General features: G+C 62.5%; 16 protein-coding genes. 13 read left to right on the top strand and 3 right to left on the bottom strand.

Annotation, left to right across the window (positions count from 1 at the left end; translation table 11 throughout):
- The first annotated feature begins 7 nt into the window (after positions 1-7).
- The 8 genes from QKE52_RS03890 to QKE52_RS03855 all read left to right on the top strand — a co-directional run bounded on the left by QKE52_RS03890 (position 8) and on the right by QKE52_RS03855 (position 11,892).
- Complete coding sequence (locus QKE52_RS03890) at positions 8-1,354, top strand: YjiH family protein (protein WP_070515527.1); 1,347 nt, start codon at positions 8-10, stop codon at positions 1,352-1,354.
- A gap of 37 nt (positions 1,355-1,391) precedes the next feature.
- Positions 1,392-2,120 (top strand): IclR family transcriptional regulator, encoded by a 729-nt coding sequence (locus QKE52_RS03885; RefSeq protein ID WP_049155142.1) that lies wholly within the window; start codon positions 1,392-1,394, stop codon positions 2,118-2,120.
- A 183-nt stretch (positions 2,121-2,303) separates the two neighbouring features.
- The gene (hutH, locus tag QKE52_RS03880) at positions 2,304-3,857 is read left to right on the top strand and encodes a histidine ammonia-lyase (RefSeq protein WP_347948196.1); all 1,554 of its coding nucleotides are present in this window, start codon (positions 2,304-2,306) and stop codon (positions 3,855-3,857) included.
- Positions 3,858-4,109: 252 nt separating this feature from the next.
- A complete protein-coding gene (locus QKE52_RS03875; protein ID WP_347948195.1) occupies positions 4,110-5,009 on the top strand; it encodes a DUF559 domain-containing protein in 900 nt (299 codons plus the stop codon).
- Between the two features lie 317 nt (positions 5,010-5,326).
- On the top strand, positions 5,327-7,003 hold the full coding sequence (locus QKE52_RS03870) for a urocanate hydratase (protein WP_347948194.1): 1,677 nt from the start codon (positions 5,327-5,329) through the stop codon (positions 7,001-7,003).
- Positions 7,004-7,024: 21 nt separating this feature from the next.
- The gene (gene hutI / locus QKE52_RS03865; RefSeq protein ID WP_347948193.1) at positions 7,025-8,203 is read left to right on the top strand and encodes an imidazolonepropionase; all 1,179 of its coding nucleotides are present in this window, start codon (positions 7,025-7,027) and stop codon (positions 8,201-8,203) included.
- A gap of 58 nt (positions 8,204-8,261) precedes the next feature.
- Entirely contained in the window at positions 8,262-9,812 is a 1,551-nt protein-coding gene (locus QKE52_RS03860; protein WP_347948192.1) for an ATP-binding protein, read from the top strand.
- A gap of 76 nt (positions 9,813-9,888) precedes the next feature.
- On the top strand, positions 9,889-11,892 hold the full coding sequence (locus tag QKE52_RS03855) for a DEAD/DEAH box helicase (RefSeq protein ID WP_347948191.1): 2,004 nt from the start codon (positions 9,889-9,891) through the stop codon (positions 11,890-11,892).
- Between the two features lie 92 nt (positions 11,893-11,984).
- Here the strand turns inward: QKE52_RS03855 and QKE52_RS03850 are convergent, their stop codons facing one another.
- Complete coding sequence (locus tag QKE52_RS03850; protein WP_071409791.1) at positions 11,985-12,443, bottom strand: DUF2269 domain-containing protein; 459 nt, start codon at positions 12,441-12,443, stop codon at positions 11,985-11,987.
- A 47-nt stretch (positions 12,444-12,490) separates the two neighbouring features.
- Complete coding sequence (locus QKE52_RS03845; protein WP_049155128.1) at positions 12,491-13,033, bottom strand: HNH endonuclease family protein; 543 nt, start codon at positions 13,031-13,033, stop codon at positions 12,491-12,493.
- A 194-nt stretch (positions 13,034-13,227) separates the two neighbouring features.
- On the opposite strand from QKE52_RS03845, the gene QKE52_RS03840 reads away from it, so the two are divergent.
- A complete protein-coding gene (locus tag QKE52_RS03840) occupies positions 13,228-14,568 on the top strand; it encodes a lipase family protein (RefSeq protein WP_049155126.1) in 1,341 nt (446 codons plus the stop codon).
- Between the two features lie 110 nt (positions 14,569-14,678).
- On the opposite strand, the gene putP is transcribed toward QKE52_RS03840, so the two are convergent.
- Positions 14,679-16,241 carry a sodium/proline symporter PutP gene (putP, locus tag QKE52_RS03835; protein ID WP_347948190.1) on the bottom strand — a complete coding sequence of 521 codons (1,563 nt, stop codon included), beginning with the start codon at positions 16,239-16,241 and terminating at the stop codon, positions 14,679-14,681.
- Between the two features lie 242 nt (positions 16,242-16,483).
- Between putP and QKE52_RS03830 the strand changes: the two genes are divergently transcribed.
- The 4 genes from QKE52_RS03830 (at position 16,484) to QKE52_RS03815 (ending at position 24,167) form a co-directional block, all read left to right on the top strand.
- A complete protein-coding gene (locus QKE52_RS03830; RefSeq protein WP_347948189.1) occupies positions 16,484-19,555 on the top strand; it encodes a DEAD/DEAH box helicase in 3,072 nt (1,023 codons plus the stop codon).
- The gene (locus QKE52_RS03825; RefSeq protein WP_046648905.1) at positions 19,556-20,389 is read left to right on the top strand and encodes a hypothetical protein; all 834 of its coding nucleotides are present in this window, start codon (positions 19,556-19,558) and stop codon (positions 20,387-20,389) included.
- 64 nt (positions 20,390-20,453) lie between these two features.
- On the top strand, positions 20,454-21,578 hold the full coding sequence (locus QKE52_RS03820; protein WP_347948188.1) for a DNA repair exonuclease: 1,125 nt from the start codon (positions 20,454-20,456) through the stop codon (positions 21,576-21,578).
- Positions 21,579-21,581: 3 nt separating this feature from the next.
- On the top strand, positions 21,582-24,167 hold the full coding sequence (locus QKE52_RS03815; RefSeq protein ID WP_347948187.1) for an AAA family ATPase: 2,586 nt from the start codon (positions 21,582-21,584) through the stop codon (positions 24,165-24,167).
- Positions 24,168-24,190 lie beyond the last annotated feature (23 nt).

Below are 24,190 nucleotides of genomic sequence, written 5' to 3'. Positions count from 1 at the left end.
GTAGAACATGAAATCTGAAGACGCAATCGTTGACGCCTTCTACGAGAGCGAGGACGACGTCCCCTCCAAGAAGGGTATCTGGCGCCTCTTCGTCTACAGTGCTATCGGCGCTTTCGTATTCTTCTTTCCCATTAGCTACGACGGAAAGAAATCCATCCCGCTTGACCACATGGTCACCATCATCCGCACCTATGCGGACGTCTTGGTGCCTTGGTTCATCCTGGCGCTGGCGCTCTACGGCACGGTGCGCAGCATCGTGAATAAAAACTGGAAAGAAGGCCCGCTCCAGGCGGTCTTTACTGCGCTCAACGTGGTGGGCCTGGTGGTCTCCTTCCTGATGGTCATCGGAAAGCTTCCCGGAGTGCTGGGCAACGAGGACATCGTGCCCTTCCTGTGGAACTCGATTGCCACGCCAGTCGGGCTCATCGTGCCCATCGGCGGCGCGTTCTTGGCCTTGCTCATCAGCTACGGCCTTCTGGAATTCGTCGGCGTATTCATGCAGCCCATCATGCGCCCGCTGTGGCGCACGCCGGGGCGCTCCGCCATTGACGCGGTGGCCTCCTTCGTGGGCTCCTACTCTTTGGGAATCCTCATTACTGACCGCGTGTACCAGCGCGGCGGCTATACCGCGCGTGAGGCTTCCATCATCGCGACGGGCTTCTCGACGGTCTCCGCTGCCTTCATGGTGATCGTCGCCAAGCAGCTCGACCTTATGGATATGTGGGGCATCTACTTCGGTGTCTCCCTCGTGGTGACCTTCCTGGTCACCGCGATTACCGTGTGGATTCCGCCGCTGAGCAGGATTCCTGATGATTACATCGATGGTGTGGAAGCGGATCCGGAAAAGCCGGTGAAGGGCAATTTCTTTAAGGCCGCGTGGCGGGAAGCGCTGCTGGCGCTGGACCGCGCGCCGTCTTTGGGCGCTGCCATTTGGGAGAACCTGCGCGATGGCGTGCGCATGGCGTCGGCGATTGTGCCCTCCATCATGTCCGTGGGCCTGATTGGCCTGCTGCTGGCTAACTTCACGCCCCTCTTTGATTGGCTGGGCTACCTGTTCTACCCGTTCGCGTGGCTTGTCCAGCTGCCGGAGCCGGAGCTGGCGGGCAAGGCCGCTGCTATGGGTATTGCGGAGATGTTCCTGCCGGCGACGGCCGTGGCGGGCTCTGAAAGCATGGTGCTCAAGTTCGTCATCGGCGTGGTGGCTATCTCCGCCATTATCTTCTTCTCCGCGCTGGTGCCGTGCATCCTAGCCACCAAGATTCCGATTAAGCTCTGGCAGATCGTGGTCATCTGGTTCGAGCGCGTGGTGCTGACCATCATTATTGCGACGCCGATTGCCTTCCTGGTGACTTAGCTGGGATGCACACGAGGTCTCATTAGAATGTGGGCCCATGAGTACCTCCCGAGTCCCGGCGGCGCGCAATGCGCTGGAGATCCTCCGGCTGCTGTCCACTATCGACGTGCCGATTTCCGCCGCGCGCATCCGCAGTGAGCTGAACCTGCCGCGCTCCACGACTTACCACCTGCTTAAGGAGATGGTGGACGCGGGATTCGTGGTACACCTGCCGGAGAACCAAACCTACGGGTTGGGGCTCGTTGCCTATTCGATGGCTGCTGCCTACGCCACGCAGCAGCCCCTCGTGCGGGTAACCCAGGGACACCTCGAGCGGATTGCCAGCAGTGTCGGGGGATCGGGGCACCTGTCGCGTTTGGCGGGCTCGGAAATTTTGTACCTCAACGAGATTCGCGCGCCGGGAGCGCTGTCTTTGGTGACGGAGAGGGGAGTGCGGCTGCAGGCGCAGCGCACGGCCTCCGGGCGGGCCATGTTGGCCTTGCTCCCGGAAGCAGAGTGGCGCGCAGCATTTGTCCCGGGTTCCTTAGGTTTTGGGGAGTACAAGGAAATCTTGCGCCAGGTGCGCGAACGCGGATGGGCCGAAGAGGTTGAGGTGGTGGCGCGCGGGCAGGCGTCGGTAGGCGTGGCGGTGGTTGACCACGTGGGCAGGCCCGCGGCGGCGCTGGCGGTGACCTTCCCGGTGGGGACTGCCGACGCCGCCGACGTCGCCCAGCAACTGCACGCGGCAGCGCAGCAGGTGGCGGAGAGGATGTACGGGCGCCGCTAACAGCTGGTGCCCGGAGTATTGGCGCGCCGGGCAGCCTGTTGTACTATGAGCGCAACGCGTAAGGCTGTCGCGCGTATCACTATTTATCTATTCTTGTGAAAGCAAGTACGTGTTTTCGCGTGCCTTCCTCCCTTCCACGCGGGTGGTGGGGCGGGGTACCGCAGCGACGTAAAGGAGTCTTACATGTCTAATTCTTATCCCTCCACCGTGACCGTGGGTATCGGTGCGCTGAGCATCGAGGAGGTCGTGGCCGTTGCGCGCTATGGCGCGAAGGTGGAGATCTCTGAGGATGCCTTGGCCGAAATCGCCTCCACGCGCGAGCGTGTCGAGGAGCTGGCCCAGGATCCGACTCCGGTCTACGGCATTTCTACTGGTTTCGGCGCACTGGCCCGCCGTCACATTCCGGAGGAGATGCGCGCGCAGCTGCAGCTTTCGCTCGTGCGCTCGCATGCAGCAGGCACAGGCCCGGAAGTTGAGCAAGAGGTCATTCGCGCGCTCATGCTGTTGCGCCTGTCTACCCTGTGCACTGGGCGTACTGGCGTGCGTCCGGTGGTGGCGGAAACCTATGCGGCAGTGCTCAACGCGAACATTCACCCGGTGGTCCGCGAATACGGCTCCCTGGGATGCTCCGGCGACTTGGCACCGCTTGCGCACTGCGCGCTGGCGCTGCTCGGTGAGGGTGAGGTGCGCGTTGATGGCGGCGACATCACCCCAGCCGCGGAGGCCCTATCCGCTGCGGGCATTGAGCCGCTCAAGCTGCGGGAAAAGGAAGGCCTAGCACTCATCAACGGCACCGACGGCATGCTGGGCCAGCTCTGCCTGGCCATTACCGACCTGCGCGAGCTGGCCAAGACTGCCGATATCGCCACCGCGATGACGGTGGAAGGCCTGCTGGGTACGCTCGTGGTCTTCGCTGATGACCTGCAGCAGCTGCGACCGCACCCGGGCCAGGCAGATGCCGCCGCCAATATCCTTCAGGTTGCGGAGGGCTCGGAGATTCTCGCGGCCGCCCTCGAAGAATTCAAGAAGAAGCAAGTCCAGGACGCCTACTCGGTGCGCTGTGCCCCGCAGGTGGCCGGTGGTTTCCGCGACACGGTGACACACACAGCAACGGTTGCTGAGCGCGAGCTGGCCGCGGCCGTCGATAACCCGGTGGTGGCCAAGGATGGGCGCGTGGTCTCCAACGGCAACTTCCACGGCGCGCCGGTGGCCTATGCGCTGGACTTCTTGGCCATCGTGGTGGCTGACCTGGCCTCGATTTCCGAGCGCCGCACCGATCGCTTCCTCGATGTTGCCCGCAACCGCGGCCTCAACGCCTTCCTGGCGGATGACCCGGGCGTGGACTCCGGCCACATGATCGCGCAGTATGCGCAGGCGGGCATCGTCTCTGAGCTCAAGCGCTTGGCCAACCCGTCCTCGGCGGATTCCATTCCGTCTTCGGCCATGCAGGAGGATCACGTATCCATGGGCTGGTCGGGTGCCCGCAAGCTGCGCAAGGCCGTGGACGGTCTGCAGCGCGTCCTCGCCATTGAAATCCTCACTGCCGCCCGCGCCATCGATATGCGCGAGGGCCAGCCGGCCAAGGGCACTGGCGCGGTCATCGATGCGCTGCGCCAGACCGTCCAGGGCCCAGGCACCGACCGCTACCTCTCTCCGGAGATCGAGGAGACCGTGCGCCTGGTCAAGGAAGGTGCGCTGGTGGCTGCGGTAGAGGGGGCCGTCGGCACGCTGCGCTAAACACCTCCCGCCCCATGGTCCACACGGTCCATGGGGCTTTCTCGTGCCGTCTCAATTCTAAAAGTGCAGACCTAGAAGTGCAGACCTGCTGGTCGTCGCAAAGCATTGCCTTGCGCTGGACGACGCCACCTGCATGAATGCACTTCCAGGTCTGCACTTTTGGCTGGGCACCGGATTGCAGGTAGTGCGGCGGAGGCGAAGAACGGAAGCCTATCTGTGGCGAGGCACACAAAGCTGGGTTATGAGTAGTGCATGAACAATGAACAACTCTTTAGCTTTTTAGACCAGCACCTAATCGACCTTCGCAAGCTACCCAATGATGATCCCCGGTGGAAGAAGGTGCACGCCGGCAAGGTAGCCAAACTGGCGTGGTGCTTCGTACTGCCGATGATGCATTGGCACGAACTCAAGCCGTGGCAGAAGGAGACCACGAAGGCATATGTGCTCGGGTTGACTCTGCCCAAAGCGACATTAGTGGGAAAAACTGCGGCCCTGATTCACGGAATTCCTCTGGTTGTGCCACCGACCGAATGGGAGGCGACGTTGCCCTCGAACTCGGTACCTCCACGCGCTAAAAGCAATGTCCGGTATCGGCGCATGGACTTGCGCGGTAAAGAGACGGTGGTTCACGGGATTCGCGTGTCAACCCTGGAGCGCACGGCCATTGATATTGCGCGGTTCTATGGATTTGAGGAGGGGCTCGTTGCCGTCGATGACGTGCGGGCGCGCAATGTTGGCCAGTTCTGGATCAGTGAGACGCTCGGCGCTATGGGGAGAGTTAAGGGTGTTGCCGCCGCGCGGCGGGCGGTTGCTGAAAGCGTCAATTGCGCGGAGTCACCGTGGGAATCCTATGCCCGTGCCTTGATTCTTGCGGCGGACTACCCGGAGCTGCGCTGGGTCAAGGCGCAGTATGTGATTGAGAACTATCGAGCGGATCTGGTCATTAATGGGTGGCTCGTGATTGAGATTGACGGAAACGTCAAGTACCGCTTCGAGGCCGAAGAGGTAATTCGCGCGGAGCATCGGCGCCAGCAAGCCATCCTCAACAAGGGCTACATCGTCTTGAGGTTTAGCCCAGAACAGTTGAGTTCGCGGCCTGACTATTTCCAGGAGACGGTGGGCAAACACCTGGCACGCGGCCCGCGCTTGTAAAAGTGCAGACCTGGAAGTGCAGACCTGCTGGTCGTCGCAAAGCACTGCCTTGGCGCTGGACGACGCCCACCTGCGTGAATGCACTTCCAGGTCTGCACTTTTGGGTTGGGCTCTGGATTGCAGGCAGCGCGGCGCCCAATACTGGTCGGGTGACAGTCTTGTATCTGAGACAGGCAGGCCAAAAGAGCCCTAGAAGTTGGTGCTGCGTCACAGTAGCTTCTGATGTGTGACGCTGACCAAGCCCCACAAGGGACAGCCCCGGGAAACCGGCCTTGGGGGTTTGGAAGGGCGTCGAAAAGCACGAGCGAAAGGAAGTCATGTCTGAACCCCGCGAAGTACGCGCCCCGCGCGGAACCGAACTGAACGCCAAGTCTTGGCAGACCGAAGCCCCGCTGCGCATGCTCATGAACAACCTCGACCCCGAGGTTGCCGAGCGCCCCGAGGACCTCGTGGTCTACGGCGGCACCGGCCGTGCAGCCCGCAGCTGGGAGGCCTTCGACGCCATCGTGGAGTCGCTGAAGGACCTCGAATCCGACGAGACCCTGCTGGTGCAGTCCGGCAAGCCGGTCGGCGTTTGGAAGACCAACGAGTGGGCACCGCGCGTGCTCATTGCCAACTCCAACTTGGTCGGCGACTGGGCTAACTGGGAGCACTTCCGCAAGCTCGAGGACGAGGGCCTGATGATGTACGGCCAGATGACGGCCGGCTCCTGGATTTACATCGCTACCCAGGGCATCCTGCAGGGTACTTTCGAGACCTTCGCGGCCGTGGCCAAGAAGCGCTTCAACGGCACGCTCGCCGGCACGTTCACCCTGACCGGTGGTTGCGGCGGCATGGGCGGCGCGCAGCCGCTGTCCGTCACTCTCAATGGCGGTGCCTGCCTCATCGTCGATGTTGATGAGACCCGCCTGAAGCGCCGCCAGTCCAAGCGCTACCTCGATGAGGTCGTCACCGACCTGGATGAGGCCCTCAAGCTGGTGCTCGACGCCAAGGAGAACAAGAAGCCTCTATCGGTTGGCTTGGTAGCCAACGCCGCCGAGGTCTTCCCGGAGGTGCTGCGCCGCCAGCGCGCGGGCGAGTTCACCGTGGATATCGTCACGGACCAGACCTCCGCGCACGACCCGCTGAGCTACCTGCCCACCGAAATCACCGTCGAGGATTGGCACAACGAGGCCAAGGCAGATCCGACCACCTTCACCAAGAAGGCCCGCGAGGCCATGGCCGCCCAGGTCCAGGCCATGGTGGAATTCCAGGACGAGGGCGCCGAGGTCTTCGACTACGGCAATTCCATCCGCGACGAGGCCCGCAAGGCCGGCTACCAGCGCGCCTTCGAGTTCCCGGGCTTCGTTCCGGCCTACATCCGCCCGCTCTTCTGCGAGGGTCTCGGCCCCTTCCGCTGGGCAGCGCTCTCCGGCGATCCGGAGGACATCAAGGTCACCGACCAAGCACTTAAGGAGCTCTTCCCGGACAACGAGCACCTGCACAACTGGCTCGATGCCGCCGAGGAGTACGTGGAGTTCGAGGGCCTGCCGGCACGTATTTGCTGGCTGGGCTACAACGAGCGCCACAAGGCTGGTCTGCTCTTCAATGACCTGGTTAAGGAAGGCAAGATCAAGGCTCCGATCGTCATCGGCCGCGACCACCTCGACTCCGGTTCCGTGGCCTCCCCGTACCGCGAGACCGAGGCCATGCTCGATGGCACCGATGCCGTGGCTGATTGGCCGCTGCTCAACGCCATGACCGCTGTCTCTTCCGGTGCCACCTGGGTGTCCATCCACCACGGTGGTGGCGTGGGCATGGGCCGCTCCATCCACGCCGGCCAGGTCACCGTCGCCGATGGCACCGAGCTGGCCGCCGCCAAGCTGCGCGCCGTGCTCACCAATGACCCGGGCATGGGCGTTATCCGCCACGTCGATTCCGGTTACACTCGCGCCAAGGAAGTCGCCGACGAGCGCGGCGTGCGTATCCCGATGGAATTCAAGGCCCGCGACTAGACACGAGAGGAAAAGAAGATCATGTCCACCCTGTTTACTGGAATCTCAGAGCTGCGCACGGTGTCGGAGGCAGGCACGCTTGCCGACGCCGCACTTATCGCCAACACCGACGGCACCATCGCCTGGATCGGCCCAGCCTCCGAGGCCCCGGCCGCGGACGAGAAGGTCGACCTTGGCGGGCGCGCGGTTCTGCCGGGCTGGGTGGATTCCCATACCCACATGATCTTCGATGGCGACCGCTCCGCCGAGTTCGAAGCCCGCATGGCGGGCGAGTCCTACCAAGCTGGCGGCATCGCCGTAACCATGGATGCGACCCGCTCGGCGGGGGAGGAGCGCCTGGAAAAGCTTCTGGTGGAGCGCATCGCCGCTGCCCGCCGGGGTGGAACGACGACCTTGGAGACGAAGACCGGTTACGGTCTCAATACCGAATCCGAGGTGGAGGCCGCGCGTGTGGCCGCCCGCCACGTCGATGACGTGACCTTCCTAGGTGCGCACCTCGTGCCGCCGGGAGCAGAGGCCGAAACCTACCTCGATGAGGTTGTGGGCCCGATGCTCGATGGCGTGGCCGAGTATGTGCAGTGGATTGACGTCTTCTGTGAGCGTGGTGCCTTCGATGAGGAGCAGTCGCGCCGCGTGCTCGAGGCTGGCAAGGCCCGCGGATTGGGTGTGCGCGTGCACGGCAACCAGCTTGGCGAGGGGCCCGGCGTAGCACTCGCGGTGGAGTTGGGCGCGGCCTCCGTGGACCACGTCAACTACCTCAGCGATGCGGACGTCGAAGCGCTGGCCTCCTCCGATACGGTGGCCACCCTGCTGCCGGCGTGCGACCTGTCCACGCGGGAACCGCTGGCACCGGGCCGCAAGCTTATTGATGCCGGCGCGACCGTCGCCATCGCCTCCAACCTCAACCCGGGCACGTCCTATACGTCCTCGATGAACTTCTGCGTGACCACGGCCGTGCTCCAGCAGCACCTCACGCTCGATGAGGCGATTGCCGCCGGCACGCTGGGCGGTGCCACCGCGCTGCGCCGCCAGGATGTTGGCGAGGGCAAGGACGCGAAGGGCCGCCCGGCTAAGGGCTCGCTGGTGGTCGGTGCAGCCGCGGACCTGCACGTCCTCGATGCCCCGAGCGCTATCCACCTGGCCTACCGCCCGGGCATGCCGATGACGTTCAAGACCTTCGTTGGCGGCCGCGAGGTCTAGAAAGCAAAGTCTCGCACTCTAGAGTGTAAAACTTTGCAGTCTGAGGTATTCTGCAGGCATGATGTGGACAGTAGAGCAGCTCGAGGACTACCTCGAGCACTGTCGCCTCTTGCAGTCGGATACGACGACCGTGGAGGTGAAATCGGGACGCGGCGGAATGCCGCAGTCCCTGGGGGCTACTCTGTGTGCCTTCGCCAACATGCCGCGTGGCGGCACCGTCATCATTGGGGTGGCGGAGCCCGGCTTTGCGGTGCACGGCGTGGACGATCCTGGCGCTATCGAAAGCGCCCTGGCGGATCAGGCACGCACCCTCGTGGAACCCGCGCCTTACATTGAGACCCAGACCCTCCATATCGAAGGGCGTGCTGTGGTGCTCGGCCACATCGAAGGCGTGCTGCCGCACCAGCGGCCGGCGCTCTATCGGGGGCGGCCTTACCTGCGCATGGCGGATGGTGACTATGTCATGAGCTCCAATGACCTCCGCATGATCGAGGTGGATAAACTACACGCGCGCGAGGCCATTGCCTATGACTCAGCACCCGTTCCTGGGTCAAGCCTAGAAGTTTGTGATGATTCGGCGCTCAAGGAAGCAGTGGCGGAGCTGCGCAACGCCACCCCTCGTTTGCGGGGTGCGAGCGATGCCGAGTTACTGGAGCTATTCCGCGTGGTCGATGCCCAAGGACAGCTGAGTGTGGCCGGTTTGTACGCTCTGGGGCGCTTTCCGCAGGGATTCTTTCCTGACCTGCATATTTCTGCGGCCGTGCAATACCCGGCGGGGGAGGAAGGACCACGCACCCGGAACCTGGAAGAGTTTTATGGGCCCGTCCCGGATCTGGTGGATGCGGCCGTGGCGTGGGTGCGCCGGAATGTCGATACCGACTTGGTCTATGGCACGGATGGACATCTGCGCGAGGTTCCCGAGCTTCCCCTCGAGGCGGTCCGAGAGGTCATAGCTAATGCCGTGGTCCACCGAGACCTCGGGCCGGAAAGCTTAGGTGCCGGGAAGTTCGTCACCATTCGGCTGAATCGCCAGGCACTGATCGTGACCAGCCCGGGTGGGCTACGCGGCATCTCCGTGGAAGAACTCAAGGGAAGGGTACTGTCACCCGTCGCTGTAAACCCGCGCCTGTATGCACTGAGCACGAAATTGCGTCTAGAGGATGGCGAGCGCGTCATCGAGGGCCAGGGCGGAGGCATGAAGGTCGTCTTTTCGTCCCTTCGCAAAGCCGGCTTGCGCCCGCCGACCCTCATCGACACTGGTGTTCGCTTTACCGTGATCCTCTGGAGAGCGGGGCGAGGCGATGACGAGCACGCCCCCGCGACTCGCAGCGACTCTGCTTCCTTTCAACCCGCGCTTGCCCCAGCGCAGACAGCGAAGGAGGGCAGTGTGGTGGAAGACGGGCTCGTCGCCAAGCTCGGCGGAAACCCAGCCCTTGTGCTTAGCGCGCTGCGCCGGAACGGCGAGCTCTCGCTCGTGGACATCGTGAACAGCACGCAGCTCACCCGCGGCCAGGTGCGTTACGCGTTGGGCAAGCTCATCGAGTCAGGGCACGTCACGATGCGCGGCAAACACGGTGACCGCGCCACGCGTTACGCTGCGAAGGAGTAGCCCGAGGCGGAAAAGGTCGGGTAATTCAGCGGTGAAATAGCTAATTGGGTGCCGGTGCCGTACTCTGGTCTGAGCAATGAGCATTACCGATAACGCCACCGGCGGCGTAAACGAGCCGGAAGAATTCAATAAGTCGGAATCTCAGGAAAACTCGCAAGGTGGCGAAGCTCTGGACGCTTCGCAGGTATCCAACCAGGACACCGGGGCTGCGAATAACCCTGAGGACACCGGCGCTGAGGAAACTTCAGCCAACGACAACTCCCAGGGTTTTGCGCACCTCGGCCTTCCCGATGACGTTCAGGAAGCCGTGTCCAAGGTGGGCTTTACCAAGCCATCCCCAATTCAGGAAGAAACCATCCCGATCCTCATGGAGGGCCGCGACGTCGTCGGTCTGGCCCAGACGGGTACGGGTAAGACCGCGGCCTTCGCGCTGCCGGTTCTCTCCCAGATTGATACCGAGGCCCGCTACCCGCAGGCTCTGGTCCTCGCGCCCACGCGCGAGCTGGCCCTCCAGGTAGCGGACTCCTTCCAGTCCTTCGCCGACCACTTGGGTCGCATCGAAGTTCTGCCTATCTACGGTGGCCAGGCTTATGGCATCCAGCTCTCCGGGCTGCGCCGTGGCGCCCAGATCATCGTGGGCACCCCGGGCCGCGTCATCGACCACCTGGAGAAGGGCTCCCTGGATATCTCGCAGTTGCGCTTCCTCGTCCTCGATGAGGCGGACGAGATGCTCAACATGGGCTTCCAGGAAGATGTCGAGCGCATTCTTGAGGACACCCCGGAAGACAAGCAGGTCGCACTCTTCTCGGCCACCATGCCGAACTCGATTCGCCGCCTGTCCAAGCAGTACCTCAACGACCCCGCCGAGGTCACTGTGAAGTCGGAACGCCGTACGAATGACAACATCACGCAGCGCTTCCTGCTGACCCCGCACCGCCACAAGATGGATGCCTTCACCCGCATCCTCGAGGTCATTGACTACGACGCCATCATCGTCTTCTGCCGCACCAAGCACGCGACTGAGGACGTGGCCGATAGCCTCAAGGAGGCCGGTTACAACGCCGCTGCCATCAATGGTGATATTGCCCAGCAGCAGCGTGAGCGCACCGTCGATCAGCTCAAGGATGGCCGCCTGGACATCCTGGTGGCGACCGACGTTGCCGCGCGCGGTCTCGACGTGGACCGCATTACCCACGTGGTTAACTACGACATCCCGAATGACACCGAGTCCTACGTGCACCGTATCGGCCGCACCGGCCGTGCTGGCCGCACTGGTGAGGCCATCCTGTTTGTCACCCCGCGTGAGCGTCGCATGCTGCGCTCCATCGAGCGCGTGACTAATGCCCGCTTGGAGGAGATGGATCTTCCTACTGCGGATGAGGTCAATGCCAAGCGCAAGGAGAAGTTCTTCGCTTCCATCGGCGCTTCGCAGGAGGACAAGCAGTTCGAGTTCTTCCGTGACATGGTGCGCGAGTACTCCGCGGCTGAGAACGTGGCGATGGATGATATCGCTGCCGCCCTGGCCGTGCAGCTGCAGGGCGGGACGGACTTCCTGCTCAAGGAGCGCCCGGTGACCAAGAAGGACCGTCGCGAGCGCGATCGCTTCGAGCGCGACGGCCGCGGGCGTGACCGCGGTGATCGTGGTCGTGAACGCGGCGGCCGTGACCGCGGCCCGCGCCGCCCGGATGGGGACTTTGAGACGTACCGGCTGGACGTCGGCAAGCGTCAGAACGTGCGCCCGGGTGCGATCGTGGGCGCGCTGGCCAATGAAGGTGGCCTGTCCTCTAAGGACTTCGGCCGCATTACCATCGCGGTGGGCCACACCTTGGTGGACCTGCCGAAGAACCTGGACCCGGCAGTGCTGGACCGTCTGAAGGACACCCGCATTTCCGGTCAGCTGATCAAGATTCAGAAGGACACCGGCCGCCCACCGCGCCGGAACTTCGACGATGACCGTGGACGCGGCGGCTACGGTGGACGTGGCCGTGGTGGACGCGGTGAGCGCGGCGGATACCGCGACCGTGACCGCGGTGGACGTGGCCGCGACCGTGGCGGGCGCCGCGGCGGTTGGCGTGACTAGCCCTCGCTCGGCGCCGCGATGGCGCTAGATCTGCACAAGAAAACCTCCCAAACTCATGAGAGAGCTTGGGAGGTTTTCGCTATTTCTGCTGACTAGAACTGGAACTTGTCTACGTACATGAGGAGTGCGCAGACAACCCACAGCAGGTTGAAGATACCGGAGAACATAGCCAGCTGCTTCTTCAACTTGGCCACGTCGGCGCTGCCCGGGGTAGCAATCGCGGCCATGGCCTTGTTCTGCTTCGGGATGACCACGACGAGCAGAATCACCCAGGCGATGACGGAGAGAAGGAGGGCGATGTGGTACTGAACAGCGGACTTGTAAGCGTCGAGATCGGTAAGGAAGACTGCCAGACCGATAACCGGAACGATGGCGGAAATGTAACCATACGTCGAGGTGATCTTGTTGAGGATGCCGGCGGCACCAGCGGCCGAAGCATCACCGGCGCCAGCCTTTGCCAGTTGGGCAGGGAAGGCGGAGGTGGAGATACACACGGTACCGACCACCAAGATGGCAGCGAAGGCGTGAAGGAAGATGAGCAAGCTTGTCATGGGGAGTGCGCTTTACCTTTCTATACGGGGCTTATCCCAGCGAAAGTCTAACGGTGCTGGGATATGAAATCGAATCGACACTGGTGGCGCATGACTGCATAGTCGCGGGCAGGCAGTGGGAGTTGGTATTTGCGCGCCACCGCGGCAAGGCGCAGCGAGTAGTCGCAGCGGTCGGCGGGCGGGAGCCAGTCCGCCGGCAAGGAATCGGACTTGGTTTGGTTCAAATTGCGGGCAGTGGCAACAAGGTTGAGCGGATCGTTGGCGAAGGCCATTTTCTTATCGCGCGGCCACGTTGAGGCGCCAAGGTCCCAGGCTGCTGAGAGCGGAAAGACGTGGTCGACTTCGACGCGCTCCGCCGCAGGTGCGCGGGCATAAGGATCGAAGAGGGTGCCGTCGATGGTCTGCGCTGCTTTGACGTTATCGCGGGTGCCCGGCGCCCAGCCGCCGAAGTCATCGCGGTTGTAGCCAGGGGCCTCCACGCGCGCAGGCACGGTAGCCACACCCAGGTCCGGGCCGGGAAGGAGATGGTAGCCGCCGTAGGCCACCGTGGCTATGGAGAGGAAACCGATATAGGCCGCGCGCAGGTTCATGCACTTTTAGACTGCACGTGGCGTGGAGGGGTTCCTGAAGGGCTCGGAGGGGCGTCGCCAAGCACGCAATGAGGTGGGTTGTGATGTCAACAAAACTTGACAAAATAAGAATAGTTTTAATAATTAGCTTGGTAATAGATTAAGAATGTCAAAATTACTGATCCCGCTATCACTGCTAAAAGAAAGGAAACGCAGTGAAATCTCCGCTCCCCATTCTTGCTGCGACATGTCTCGTTGTTGCAGCAAGCCCTCTTGCCTTTGCGCAGGACGTCGCGCCGGAACTGCCGGAATCTGCACTCGCCGAGGAAGCCCTCAAAGACCCCATAGCAACGGAGAGCCCCAACGAATCCGGTGACATTAAGGATGCCGCCGAAGAGTTAAAGAATTACTCCACAGCACCAGCACCTGGTGGTAACAGTCCGGTCGGTGATGAATACTCGGCCTTCTACCACGATGCTGTAGATCTGGAGTCATCCACCCCCGGCCAGCTTTTCCGTTCCGCGCCTGTTCGCAACCCGGCGAATACCCTCGGAATTACAAATATCGGCCCCTACAAGGCCCAGCGCATCCTGTATTCCTCTACCAACCGCACGGGAGAGAAAACGGCAGTCAGCGGCATTGTTATTGAGCCCAAAGCAGCATGGACGAAGCCGGGACCACGCCCGGTTGTAGCATTCGCCCCTGGTACCCAGGGTGTGGCAGACCGCTGTGCGCCGTCGCGCAAGATTGCTGAAGGCGTGGGGGATTATGAGCAGTTCTTCTTCGAGCAATACTTGAAGAAGGGATATGCGGTGGTGGTGACAGACTATGAAGGTCTTGGTACCCCAGGAATGCACACTTACATGGACCGAATCTCCCAGGGGCATGCAGTCTTGGATAGTGCGCGTGCGGCACAGCAGCTGAACGGCTGGGATATTAGTGGTGACAACCCCGTGTTCATTAACGGCTATTCGCAGGGAGGTGGGGCAGCGGCATCAGCAGCGGAACTCTATGATGACTACGCGCCTGAGCTTAACGTCAAGCTAGCAACGATTGGTGCTGCACCCGCGGATCTGACGTTGCTGCCGCCGGCTCTCGACGGCACGCTGTACTTCCTTTTTGAGTCCTATGCGTTGTTGGGCTTGAGTAACTCCTATGGCGAAGACCTGTACGCTCATCTCAATGAGAAGGGGGCTGCAATTCTCAAGCGCGCCACCAACACCTGCACCCTGGGGCTGGCTGGCTTTTCAGGAACCACCATTGAACAGATCAGCAATGAGGGCAAGAGCGTTGACCAATTCATTGCTACTGCGCCCTATGACCGAATTCTGGCGGACCAGCACATTGGTTACGATGCGCCGTCGATTCCGGTGGTGGTTACGCACGGCCGCGGCGATGACGTGATTCCTTTCTCCACCGCTGAGCAGCTGGTTGAGCAGTGGACTTCGCGCGGTGCAAACGTGACCTTTATTCCGAATGATGCCCGCTCCCACGTGGCTGGTACCGTCCCGCATATTACGGAATCCGTCAAGGCTATTGAGGCAGCGCTGTCTTAAAAGGAAGGTGTCTCGGGCACCTCAGTTCACAAGACAAACCCCTCGCCGGAGCTTAGTGATGAACTAGCTCGACGAGGGGTTTAAAAGTAGGAGGGGGGAGGGGCCGAAGGCTACTTCTGAACCTTCTCCGCGGCCTCCTCGAAGTCCAAGTCATCGTTTTCTTCAACGAGCTTGGCCAAGCGGGTAGCCTCCTCGAATTCCTGGATGACCTTCTCATCCGGAGCCTTGGTAGCAAGGGAAACACCGACGGATACGAGCAGAGCGGAGATGAAGCCCGGAACCAACTCGTAAAGGGTATCGCCCAGCGGGCTCATGCCCCAGCCGATGGCCACGACGGCACCGGTGATCATGCCGGCGATGGCGCCGGTGGAGTTGAGGCGCTTCCAGTACAGCGACAGCAGCACCAGCGGGCCGAAGGCGGAGCCGAAGCCGGCCCAGGCGAAGCCGACCAGACCCAGAATCGAATCCGACGGGTTGATTGCCAGCACAGCGGCGACGATGGCGATGGCCACGACGGCAGTACGGGACAGGTTGATCAGGACGTTCTGGCTTGGCTTCTTCTTAGCGAAGATGAGGTAGAGATCCTCAATGAGGGAGGTGGAGACCACGAGCATCTGGGAGGACATCGTGGACATGATGGCTGCCAGAACGGCGGTCAGGACCAGACCTGCGAAGAGCGGGTGGAACATAACCTGTGCCATGTCGAGGAAGATGGTCTCGTAGTTCTCCTGGTCAGTGATGGAGTGGCTGGTCTCAGTGAAGAAGACCGTGCCGGAGAGCGCGACGAAAATAGCGCCGATGAGCGAGATACCCATCCAGCTGACACCGTAGAAGCGGCCCGCGCGGGCGTCGGAAGGCTTGCGCAGCGCCATGAAGCGCACGATGATGTGCGGCTGGCCAAAGTAGCCCAGGCCCCAGGCCAGGTTGCCGATGATGACCGCGGCGGAAACGCCGGAGAACAAGGAGAAGTAATCGGGGTTCTCAATTACACCGCCGGTGGCGTACGGGTTCTCGGCGGCGAAGCTGAAAATCTCGCCCGGGTTGTCCAAAGAGAAGAGCACCATGATCGGCACGATGATGAGAGAGGCGAACATGAGCAGGCCCTGGACGGTATCGGTGTAGGACACCGCCAGGAAGCCACCGACGAAGGTGTAGAAGACCGTCACGGCAGCCACGACGAGCATGCCGACCATGTAGTCGCCACCGAAGCTGGACTCGAAGTAACGGCCGCCGGCCACCATGCCGGAGGAGACGTAGAAGGTGAAGAAGAAGATAATGATGGCCGCCGCGATGATGCGCAGCAGGCGCGACTTATCGTGCAGGCGGTTCTCAAAGAAGGAGGGCACGGTAATGGAGTTGCCGGCAATTTCGGAGTAGGAGCGCAGACGCGGCGCGACCCACTTCCAGTTGGCCCAAGCACCGATGAGGAGGCCGATCGCCATCCACAGCTCGGACATACCGGTCAGGAACAAAGCGCCAGGCAGGCCCATGAGCAGCCAACCCGACATATCGGAAGCGCCGGCGGATAGGGCGGCTACGAACGGGTGGAGGCCGCGGCCGGCGAGAACGTAGTCGTCGTACTCATCCGTCTGCTTGTAGCTCCAGAAGCCGATAGCGGCCATGGCAAGCAGGTAGATGATCATCGCAACGACATACCAAGTGGAGTCTTGCACTGATCTCTCCTTGAGATTGAGATTAAAAAATAGGACCTAACCACGCTAACGAGGCACAAGCTCCTACCCAACTGAAAATTGGCTGGTTGACCAGTATTTGGTTACCTTGGTCACAGCTTAATGCACGGTCTTACTGGTGTTACGCCGTTATGTAACGAGACTGTAACAATTGCGTATTTGGGCAGGAATCGGGAACTTTCTGCAACCCTTTCCCACAAAGGTGTGCTGCTAAACTGGCCCCTATGGCTTCTTACCTGCTGCATGGCCTCTGGCTGCCCGTCTCCGGCCTGAGTCTATGGATCGAACAGGTCGAAGGGCACAAGATCGTCATGCCCTCAGCAGTCCCGGAGGGAACCTTTCCGGATGTGGTCGATAGCATCCTGAGCAAGAAGACCTTCCGCAACCGCGCGCGAGTCTCCCTGCGTACGCCGAAGGGCAAAGATGTTTCCCTCATGGTGCCCATGGCTATGTTCGCCCCAGATGAAGCGGTAGAAACATTGGCCAAGCTGGAATACCTCGACACCGATAGCCAAGCGGCCACCCCAGAGCAGCGCGCGACCATCGCGCCGGATCTCCTGTGGCTCATCCGTGCTTATCGTGGCCTCTTCCGGTTTGTTCGCGCTGGCCGGGTGACCATCCGCCTGTCCTATCAAGCCGGTGAGTGGTACCCCATGTGGCAACTGGCCTCCGGTTTGGGCGAGCGCAGCTGGCTGGCGGAGATGCTAGCCTCCGCGCCCGGCATCCTCTCCATTAATAACCGGGCTCTCACTGATGATCTGGCGGATGAGCTCACGCACTGGATTGCCTACACCCAATTGCGCCCGCAGATCGATGCCCCGCGCGCAGCACCCTGGCATGATTTCGCTCAAGCACTGTTGAGAACTTCGCCCGTGAAGAAGGGGCGAGCGCAGTTATTGCGCGGGCTCAACGAGTGGAAAGACTCCATTACCTCTGTAGATCTTCAACTGGTCTTCCTCGTCGAGGAGCCGCCAAATGATTCTGTCTCCGTCGAGGATGCAGCATGGCCTATTCGTCTGCTGGTTCGCTCCGGCACGGATTCGCCGCTGCCGGTGCGGCAGGACCAGTTGGATCGGGGGAGCGTCGAGAAGCTGCGCGAAGTCCGCCGCCATGCCTTCGACGTGGCACCGCGGCTGAAGTACAACTCCGCCCCGGCGAGCCGGAATGCGGGTGACTGGGATGTGTACCTGACCACGGAGCAGCTCGTGGATTTTGTCACCCACGACGCCGCCGCCCTGCGCAAAGCCGGCTTTACCGTGCTGCTGCCCAAGTCCTGGTCCCACATGGAGACCAAGGCCAAGCTGGAAACCACGGAGGTGCGCGATCCAGCCGATGCCGCCACCAAGGCGCACATCGGCATGGAGAAGCTGTTCAGCTATGACTGGAAGCTCTCGGTTGGGGATACGCAGCTTACCGACGCCGAAATGCACGAGCTCATCTCCTCCAAGTCTGGTCTCATTCGCCTGCGCGGCGAGTGGGTCATGGCGGATACCCAGGCTTTGAACAAGATCTCGCAGTACATGCGCGAGTTGGCGGACACAGCCCGCAAGCGCGCCCTGAAGGAGCTGGAGCAACTCGCCGCGACCGCGGAGATGGCCCGTCAGCTGGAACAACCCGGCTGGGAAGAGCTCGTGGCCGAGGTGGAGCGCCGTCGCAAGGAATTCAATGAGGGCGAGCAGGAAGAAGCGGTCACGCTGGCGGATCTGCGCGAGATGGCATTGAAGTCGATGGCGGAGGACCCCGTTGCCTTCACCGGCTCCGAGTGGCACACGTCGCTGCTCGGCGGGCTGGATAGCACCGCGCCCGACCGCGTGGAGATCCCCGATACGGTCCATGCCGAGCTACGCGAGTACCAGCGCCGGGGTGTGGACTGGCTGTATTGGATGTCCCGCAACAACATCGGCGCGGTGCTGGCGGATGACATGGGGTTGGGCAAGACCCTGCAGCTGCTGTCTTTGTTGGCGGTAGAAAAGGCCGCCCATGAGTCAGCTGAGGAAGCGGAGGCGTGGAAGCCCACTCTGGTGGTTGCCCCGACCTCCGTGGTGGGTAACTGGGCTAGGGAGGCCAAGCGCTTCGTACCGGATTTTAAGGTCATGGTGCAACACGGCACCGGGCGCCTGAAGGGCGAGGAGCTGGTCACGGCGGCGCAGAACGCCGATATCGTCATCACCTCATATGGCACGGTCAGCCGTGACTTCCTGACCTTGAGCAAGGTGGAGTGGGACCGCGTGGTCCTCGATGAAGCCCAAGCGATCAAGAACGCCTCCACGCGCTCCTCCAAGGCCGTGCGCGCCATCCCCTCGCGCCACCGCGTGGCGCTGACCGGCACGCCGATTGAGAACCGCCTGTCGGAAATGCGCTCCATCCTGGACTATTGCAACCCCGGGATCTTGGGCTCTGCTTCCTTCTTCCGCAACCACTTTGCCAAGGCCATCGAGCGCGAAGGCAGCGAAGTCATGGCGGAGCGCCTGCGCCTGCTCACTGGCCCATTCATCCTGCGCCGCCTTAAGACGGATCCGAATATCATCGATGACCTGCCGGAGAAGTCCGAGCAGATCATCACCGTGCGCATGACCGATGAGCAGGCCGCCCTCTACAAGGCCCTGGTCAATGACGTGGAACAGGCCCTGGCAAAGAAGAAGGAGGGCATCTCGCGCCGCGGCCTCATCTTGGCGTCACTGACCCGCATCAAGCAGATCTGCAACCACCCAGCGCACTTCTTGGCCGATGGCAGCGCTGTCACCATCAAGGGCAAGCACCGCTCCGGCAAGGTGGAAGAACTCATGCGGATCATCGACCAGGCCATCGAATCCTCGGAGCGCGTGCTGGTCTTTACCCAGTACAAGGCCTTCGGTGACGTCCTCCAGCCCTACCTGTCTGAGCAGCTGGGCTGCGAGATTCCCTTCCTCCACGGCGGTGTGAGCAAGAATCGGCGCGACCAGATGGTAGAGGAATTCCAGGCCGATAACGGCGCGCCCGTCATGCTGCTCTCGCTCAAGGCGGGCGGTACCGGGCTGAACCTCACGGCGGCGTCGATTGTCGTGCACATGGACCGCTGGTGGAATCCGGCGGTGGAAAACCAGGCCACGGACCGCGCCTTCCGCATTGGTCAGCAGCGCAACGTGCAGGTGTACAAGATGATTACCGCCGGTACCTTGGAGGAATCCATCCAGGACATCCTCGACGGCAAGACGCAGCTGGCCGGTGCCGTCGTGGGCGAGGGCGAGGGCTGGCTCACCGAACTGAGCCCTGAGCAGCTGGCGGATCTCATGAGCTATAGGGAGCAGGAGAAGTAAATGGCACCGAAAAGTCCTGAGGATAATAACGTCATCTACGCCAACTTCGGCACCCGCAAGCGCGTGAGCACTCCGGAGGAGGTCAACCGCGTCGACCGCGTGCGCACCATGCAGCCGGCGGCCACGCGCCTGCTCAACTTTGTCAACCAGCAAACGGATTCCGGCCGAATTCGCCGCGGGCGCCAGTACGCCACGGAGGGCCACGTCGTGGGCCTCGATGTGCGCAATGGTGCGGTGCACGGAAAGGTCGCGGGCTCTCAGAACGAACCTTTCGCGGTGCTTATCCAGGTGCCCTACCGCAATAACGAGGACATCGGGCGGCTGTCGGAGATGTTCGCGCGCACGCCCAACTCCGTGGCGAAGGCCAGGGAGGGCATGCTTGCCGACGCCTCCCTCGACATCCTCATCGCCGAGTACCCCGACGACCTCCGCTTTTCCTGTACCTGCCCCGACCCGGAGTACGTGTGCAAGCACGTCGTGGCGGTGGCAGACCGCCTCGCGGCCCGGATGGATGCCGATCCTTCCGTGATTTTTGCCCTGCGCGGACTCGACTTCGCGCGGCTCGAGCAAGCGGTCATGGAGCAGGCTAAGGCGGCCTCGGAGGATTCCTACTCCGCGAGCGGGGCCGCAGACATCTCGCAGGAGGAACGCAATGCCTTGTTCTGGGAGGGGCGAGAATTGCCGCCGTTGCCGGAGCCCAAGACCGCTCCTGCGGTGGATGATTCCGACCCGGAACTGTTGCGCAAGGCCATGCGCTCCGTCAGCCATACGAACATAGATTTGCTTCGGGCGGTCTCCGATGTCGAGGACCTTTACTATCATCTGACGCACTAGACATTGCCACCTTAAGGGGAGGGGCTCACACGCCCAGCCCTGGACCACGTTGTAGGGAGTTTGCATGGCCGCGGTCACGTTCATCCACACCTCCGATTTTCAGCTGGGCATGACCCGCTGGTTTTTAAGTCCCGCGGCGCAATCGCGTTTTGATGATGACCGCGAGGCGGCGGTGTTGCGCCTGGGGGAGCTGGCCACCGAGACGGGTGCCGAGTTCATCGTCGTGGCCGGTGACGTGTTTGAACACAACTCCTTGAGCAAGTCCACGCTGCTGCGGGCGAAGGATATGTTCAAGCGCCTGCCGGTTCCGGTCTACCTGTTGCCCGGCAACCATGACCCTCTCGTGGCGGATTCCATCTTCTTCAGCTCCTTTGCGGATAACGTGCACGTGATTGCTGATTCGGAGCCGATTGCGGTGCGCCCGGGCGTGGAGATCGTCGGTGCTCCTTACCTGTCCAAGCGGGCTAACTATGACCTCGTGCGCCGCGCGCTGGAGCCGCTGCCGCCTGCCGAGGAGGGCGCGGTTCGCATCGCGGTGGGCCACGGCCAGGTGGAATCCCGCGCGGGCGAGGGCGAGGACTCGGATGCGGATACGATCGACCTCGCCTTCGTAGAGGAGTGCCTGGATAAGGGTGTTATCGATTACTTGGCGCTGGGGGATACGCACTCCACCGAATCCCTCGGTTCTACCGGCAAGGTGTGGTTCTCCGGCAGCCCGGAGACCACGGCCTTCGACGATAGAGAACGCGATTCGGGAAACGCCTTGGTGGTGACCGTTGATGGGGATCGGGTGGACGTCGTCAAGCACCGCGTTGGCCGTTGGGACTTCCGGGCGATTGATGCGGACATCGACTCCATGGAGGATGTCGAGGGCTTCCTGGAACAGCTGGACGCGGTGCCGGAGAAGATTCGCACTGCGGTCAAATACAGCTTGCGCGGCACCGTGGGTTTGAGCACGCAGGCCCGTCTGGAGCAGGGCCTGGCGGAGATGGAGGAGGTCTTTGCCTCCCTCAAGCCGCGCGAGAGAACCATGGATCTGCATCTGGCGCCCTCGGAAGAGGAGCTCAGCGAGCTGAGTTTGAGTGGGTACGCCGCCGATGCACTAGCGGAGCTGCTTGAGGATCTAGATAATCCCACCGCCCGCGACGCTGCCAACCTGCTGTTCCGCCTCAGCGCGAAGGGAGCCTAAACCATGATGCAGCTGCATTCTGTGGAACTGAACAACGTCCGGGGCGTGGAGCATCTGGAGGTCAAGGACCTTCCGGAGACCGGGGTGGTGGTCATCGGTGGGCCGAACGAGGCCGGAAAGTCCACGTTGGTGGAGGCCATCGATTTTGTGCTTACAGAAAAGCACACGGCCAATTCCAAGCCGGTGCGGGCGCTGCAGCCTGCCGGCCGCGACGTGGGGCCTGAGGTCACGCTGGAGGCGACCGTGGGGCCTTACCGCTTCCGCATTCGCAAGCGGTGGGTGAAGAAACGCACGTCGGAGCTGCACGTTTTCTCCCCGCGCCCGGGCCAGTGGACCGGAGCCGAGGCGGATGGGGAGCTGGATCGAATCCTCAGTGAGCACGTGGACCGCGTGCTTCTCGACGCCCTCTTCGTCCGCCAGGACGACGACCACCAAGGCATCGCCGCGGTGGGCATTCCTTCCCTGACCGCGGCGCTGGAGGAGCAGACCGGAGCGAGTGCCGCGGCGGAAGACTCCGAGCTGCTCACGCGCATCGAGGCGGAGTACAAGGAGTATTTCACCGCGAAGACAGACAAGCCGGCAGGAGACTATAAGGCTGCCATCGCCGCGCTGGCGGATGCTGAGGAGAAGCACGCTGCCGCCGAGGCCGCGCTGCGGGAGCTCGACGGTGTGGTGGAGCGCTATGAGGCTGCCGAGCTGAAGAAGAAGGAGGCTGAAGCCGCTCTGCCGTCGGCTGCGGAAGAATGCGAGCGCCGTGACGGTGAGCTAGTCGCTGCCCGAGCCGCACAGGAGAAGGTCACCGCGCAGGAGGCTGCGGTGACTCGGGCGGCGGAGGCCGTGACACGCGCGGAGGAGGAAGCACAGCGCCGTAAAGCTGTGGTTGCTGAGCATGACGCAGCCGTTGATGCTGCTGAGCGTGCCGCCGCCGCGGTTGTGGAAGCCCGCGAACGTGCTGAGGAAGAGGCCGCCGCCCGCACGAAACTAGAAGAAGAGCGCGCCGAGGTCCACAAGCGCTACGAGGCCGTGCGCGAGGAACGCCAGCGCGCCCGCCGCGCGCAGCAGCAAGCCGAGCGCAAGGCGCTGGGCACTCGTCTTGAGGCATTGAACAAACTGGAAGAGACTTTGGCGTCCCGCCGCCGTGAACTGGCCGCGACTCCCGACGTACCGAACCTTCAGGCCTTGGAGGACGCGGTTCGCGAGGTCACCATCCAAGAGCGCTTGCGGGCCGCCGCGGCGGCCAAGCTTTATTTTTCCGGTGAGGGCGCCTTTATCGTCGATGGCGAAGAACGTGCCCTGGAGAGCGGTCAAGAACTGGCAGTCGAACTGCGCGAGGGCACCACGCTGAAGGTCGGTGACATCACCGCCCGCTATGCGGCCGGTGCGGGCGATAGCGGTGAGGAAGGCGTGGAGAAGGCCCGCGTGGAGCTCGCACGCCTGCTGGAGGATGCCGGGTGCGAAGACCTTGAGTCCGCCCGCGCCACCCACGAAAAGCACGCGGAGCTGGCCTCCGCCACGGATACTGCTGCCCGCGAGCTTCATGCTGCGCTGGGCGGGGAGGACCTCGGTGAGCTGCGTGCGCGCTTTGAGGCGGGCGCGGCCGATGCTGAGGACGCCGAGGAGGCCGGCGGGACTACTGAGGACGACGCGAAGCCGCGGGAGCTCGACTTAGTGGAGCGTGAGGAAGAGGAGTTGCGCAGGAAGCTGGATGAGCTTGATCGCGCCCTGGCGCCCTACCGCGAGAACAAGGCGGGCGCGGCACTGGAGGTGGCTATGGTCCGTGCGGAGGAGGCCACCGCGCAGCGCGATGCCAAGGCCGCGGCAGTGGAGTCGGCGCGTGCCCAGCTAACGGATGAAGGCGTGACCGCCGCTATCGAAGCAGCACGGACCGCGCACACTGCTGAGAAGAAAGCGCTGGAGGAGATGTCCGCCGTCGATGTCGACACCGCGGAGCAGTTGGCGCGGGGAGCGCACACGCACGTTGAATCCTTGAAGGCAGCGGTTAATGCAGCGGTGGGGGATATGCGTGAGTTCCGCGGGCTTATCGATATGCACTCGGGCGCGGCCGAAAACGAGGAGAAGGCCGCTGCCGAACTCGACGTTGCTCGTGAGCGCCACGCTGCCATCCAGCGCCGCGCGGAGGCCGCGCGCTACCTGCGTTCGCTCATTCTGCGCCATCGCGACGCCGCCCGTCAGCGGTATGCCGCGCCTTTCGTCACTGCGCTCAACGGACTAGCCCGCACCGTGTTCGGCGGTGACGTGGACTTCGAGCTTTCCGAAGAGCTCAAGGTGCAGGCGCGCAGCCGCAACGGCGAAACCGTGGCCTTCGATGCGCTCTCCGGCGGCGCCAAGGAGCAGTTGAGCATCCTGACGCGCTTTGCCATCGCCCAGCTGGTGTCCAGTGAACCGGTACCCGTCGTTATCGATGACGCGCTGGGCTCCACCGACTCGCAGCGTCTCCAGCTCATGGCTGCGCTGTTTACTAAGGCAGGGAAGACAACACAGGTCATCGTGCTCACCTGTATGCCGCAGCGCTATTCCTGGGTACCCGGTCGCATAGACCTTGACATGGTGAGGCTTAGGAATGCTTAAGAGCCGGAGTGTAGGGTAAGTGC

It is taken from the genome of Corynebacterium sp. c25Ua_47, assembly GCF_039907205.1.
In the GTDB taxonomy this organism is placed as follows: Bacteria; Actinomycetota; Actinomycetes; order Mycobacteriales; family Mycobacteriaceae; genus Corynebacterium; species Corynebacterium hiratae.
The sequence above is the reverse complement of the archived record's forward strand: the minus strand, read 5'-3'. Positions and strand labels throughout refer to the sequence as shown.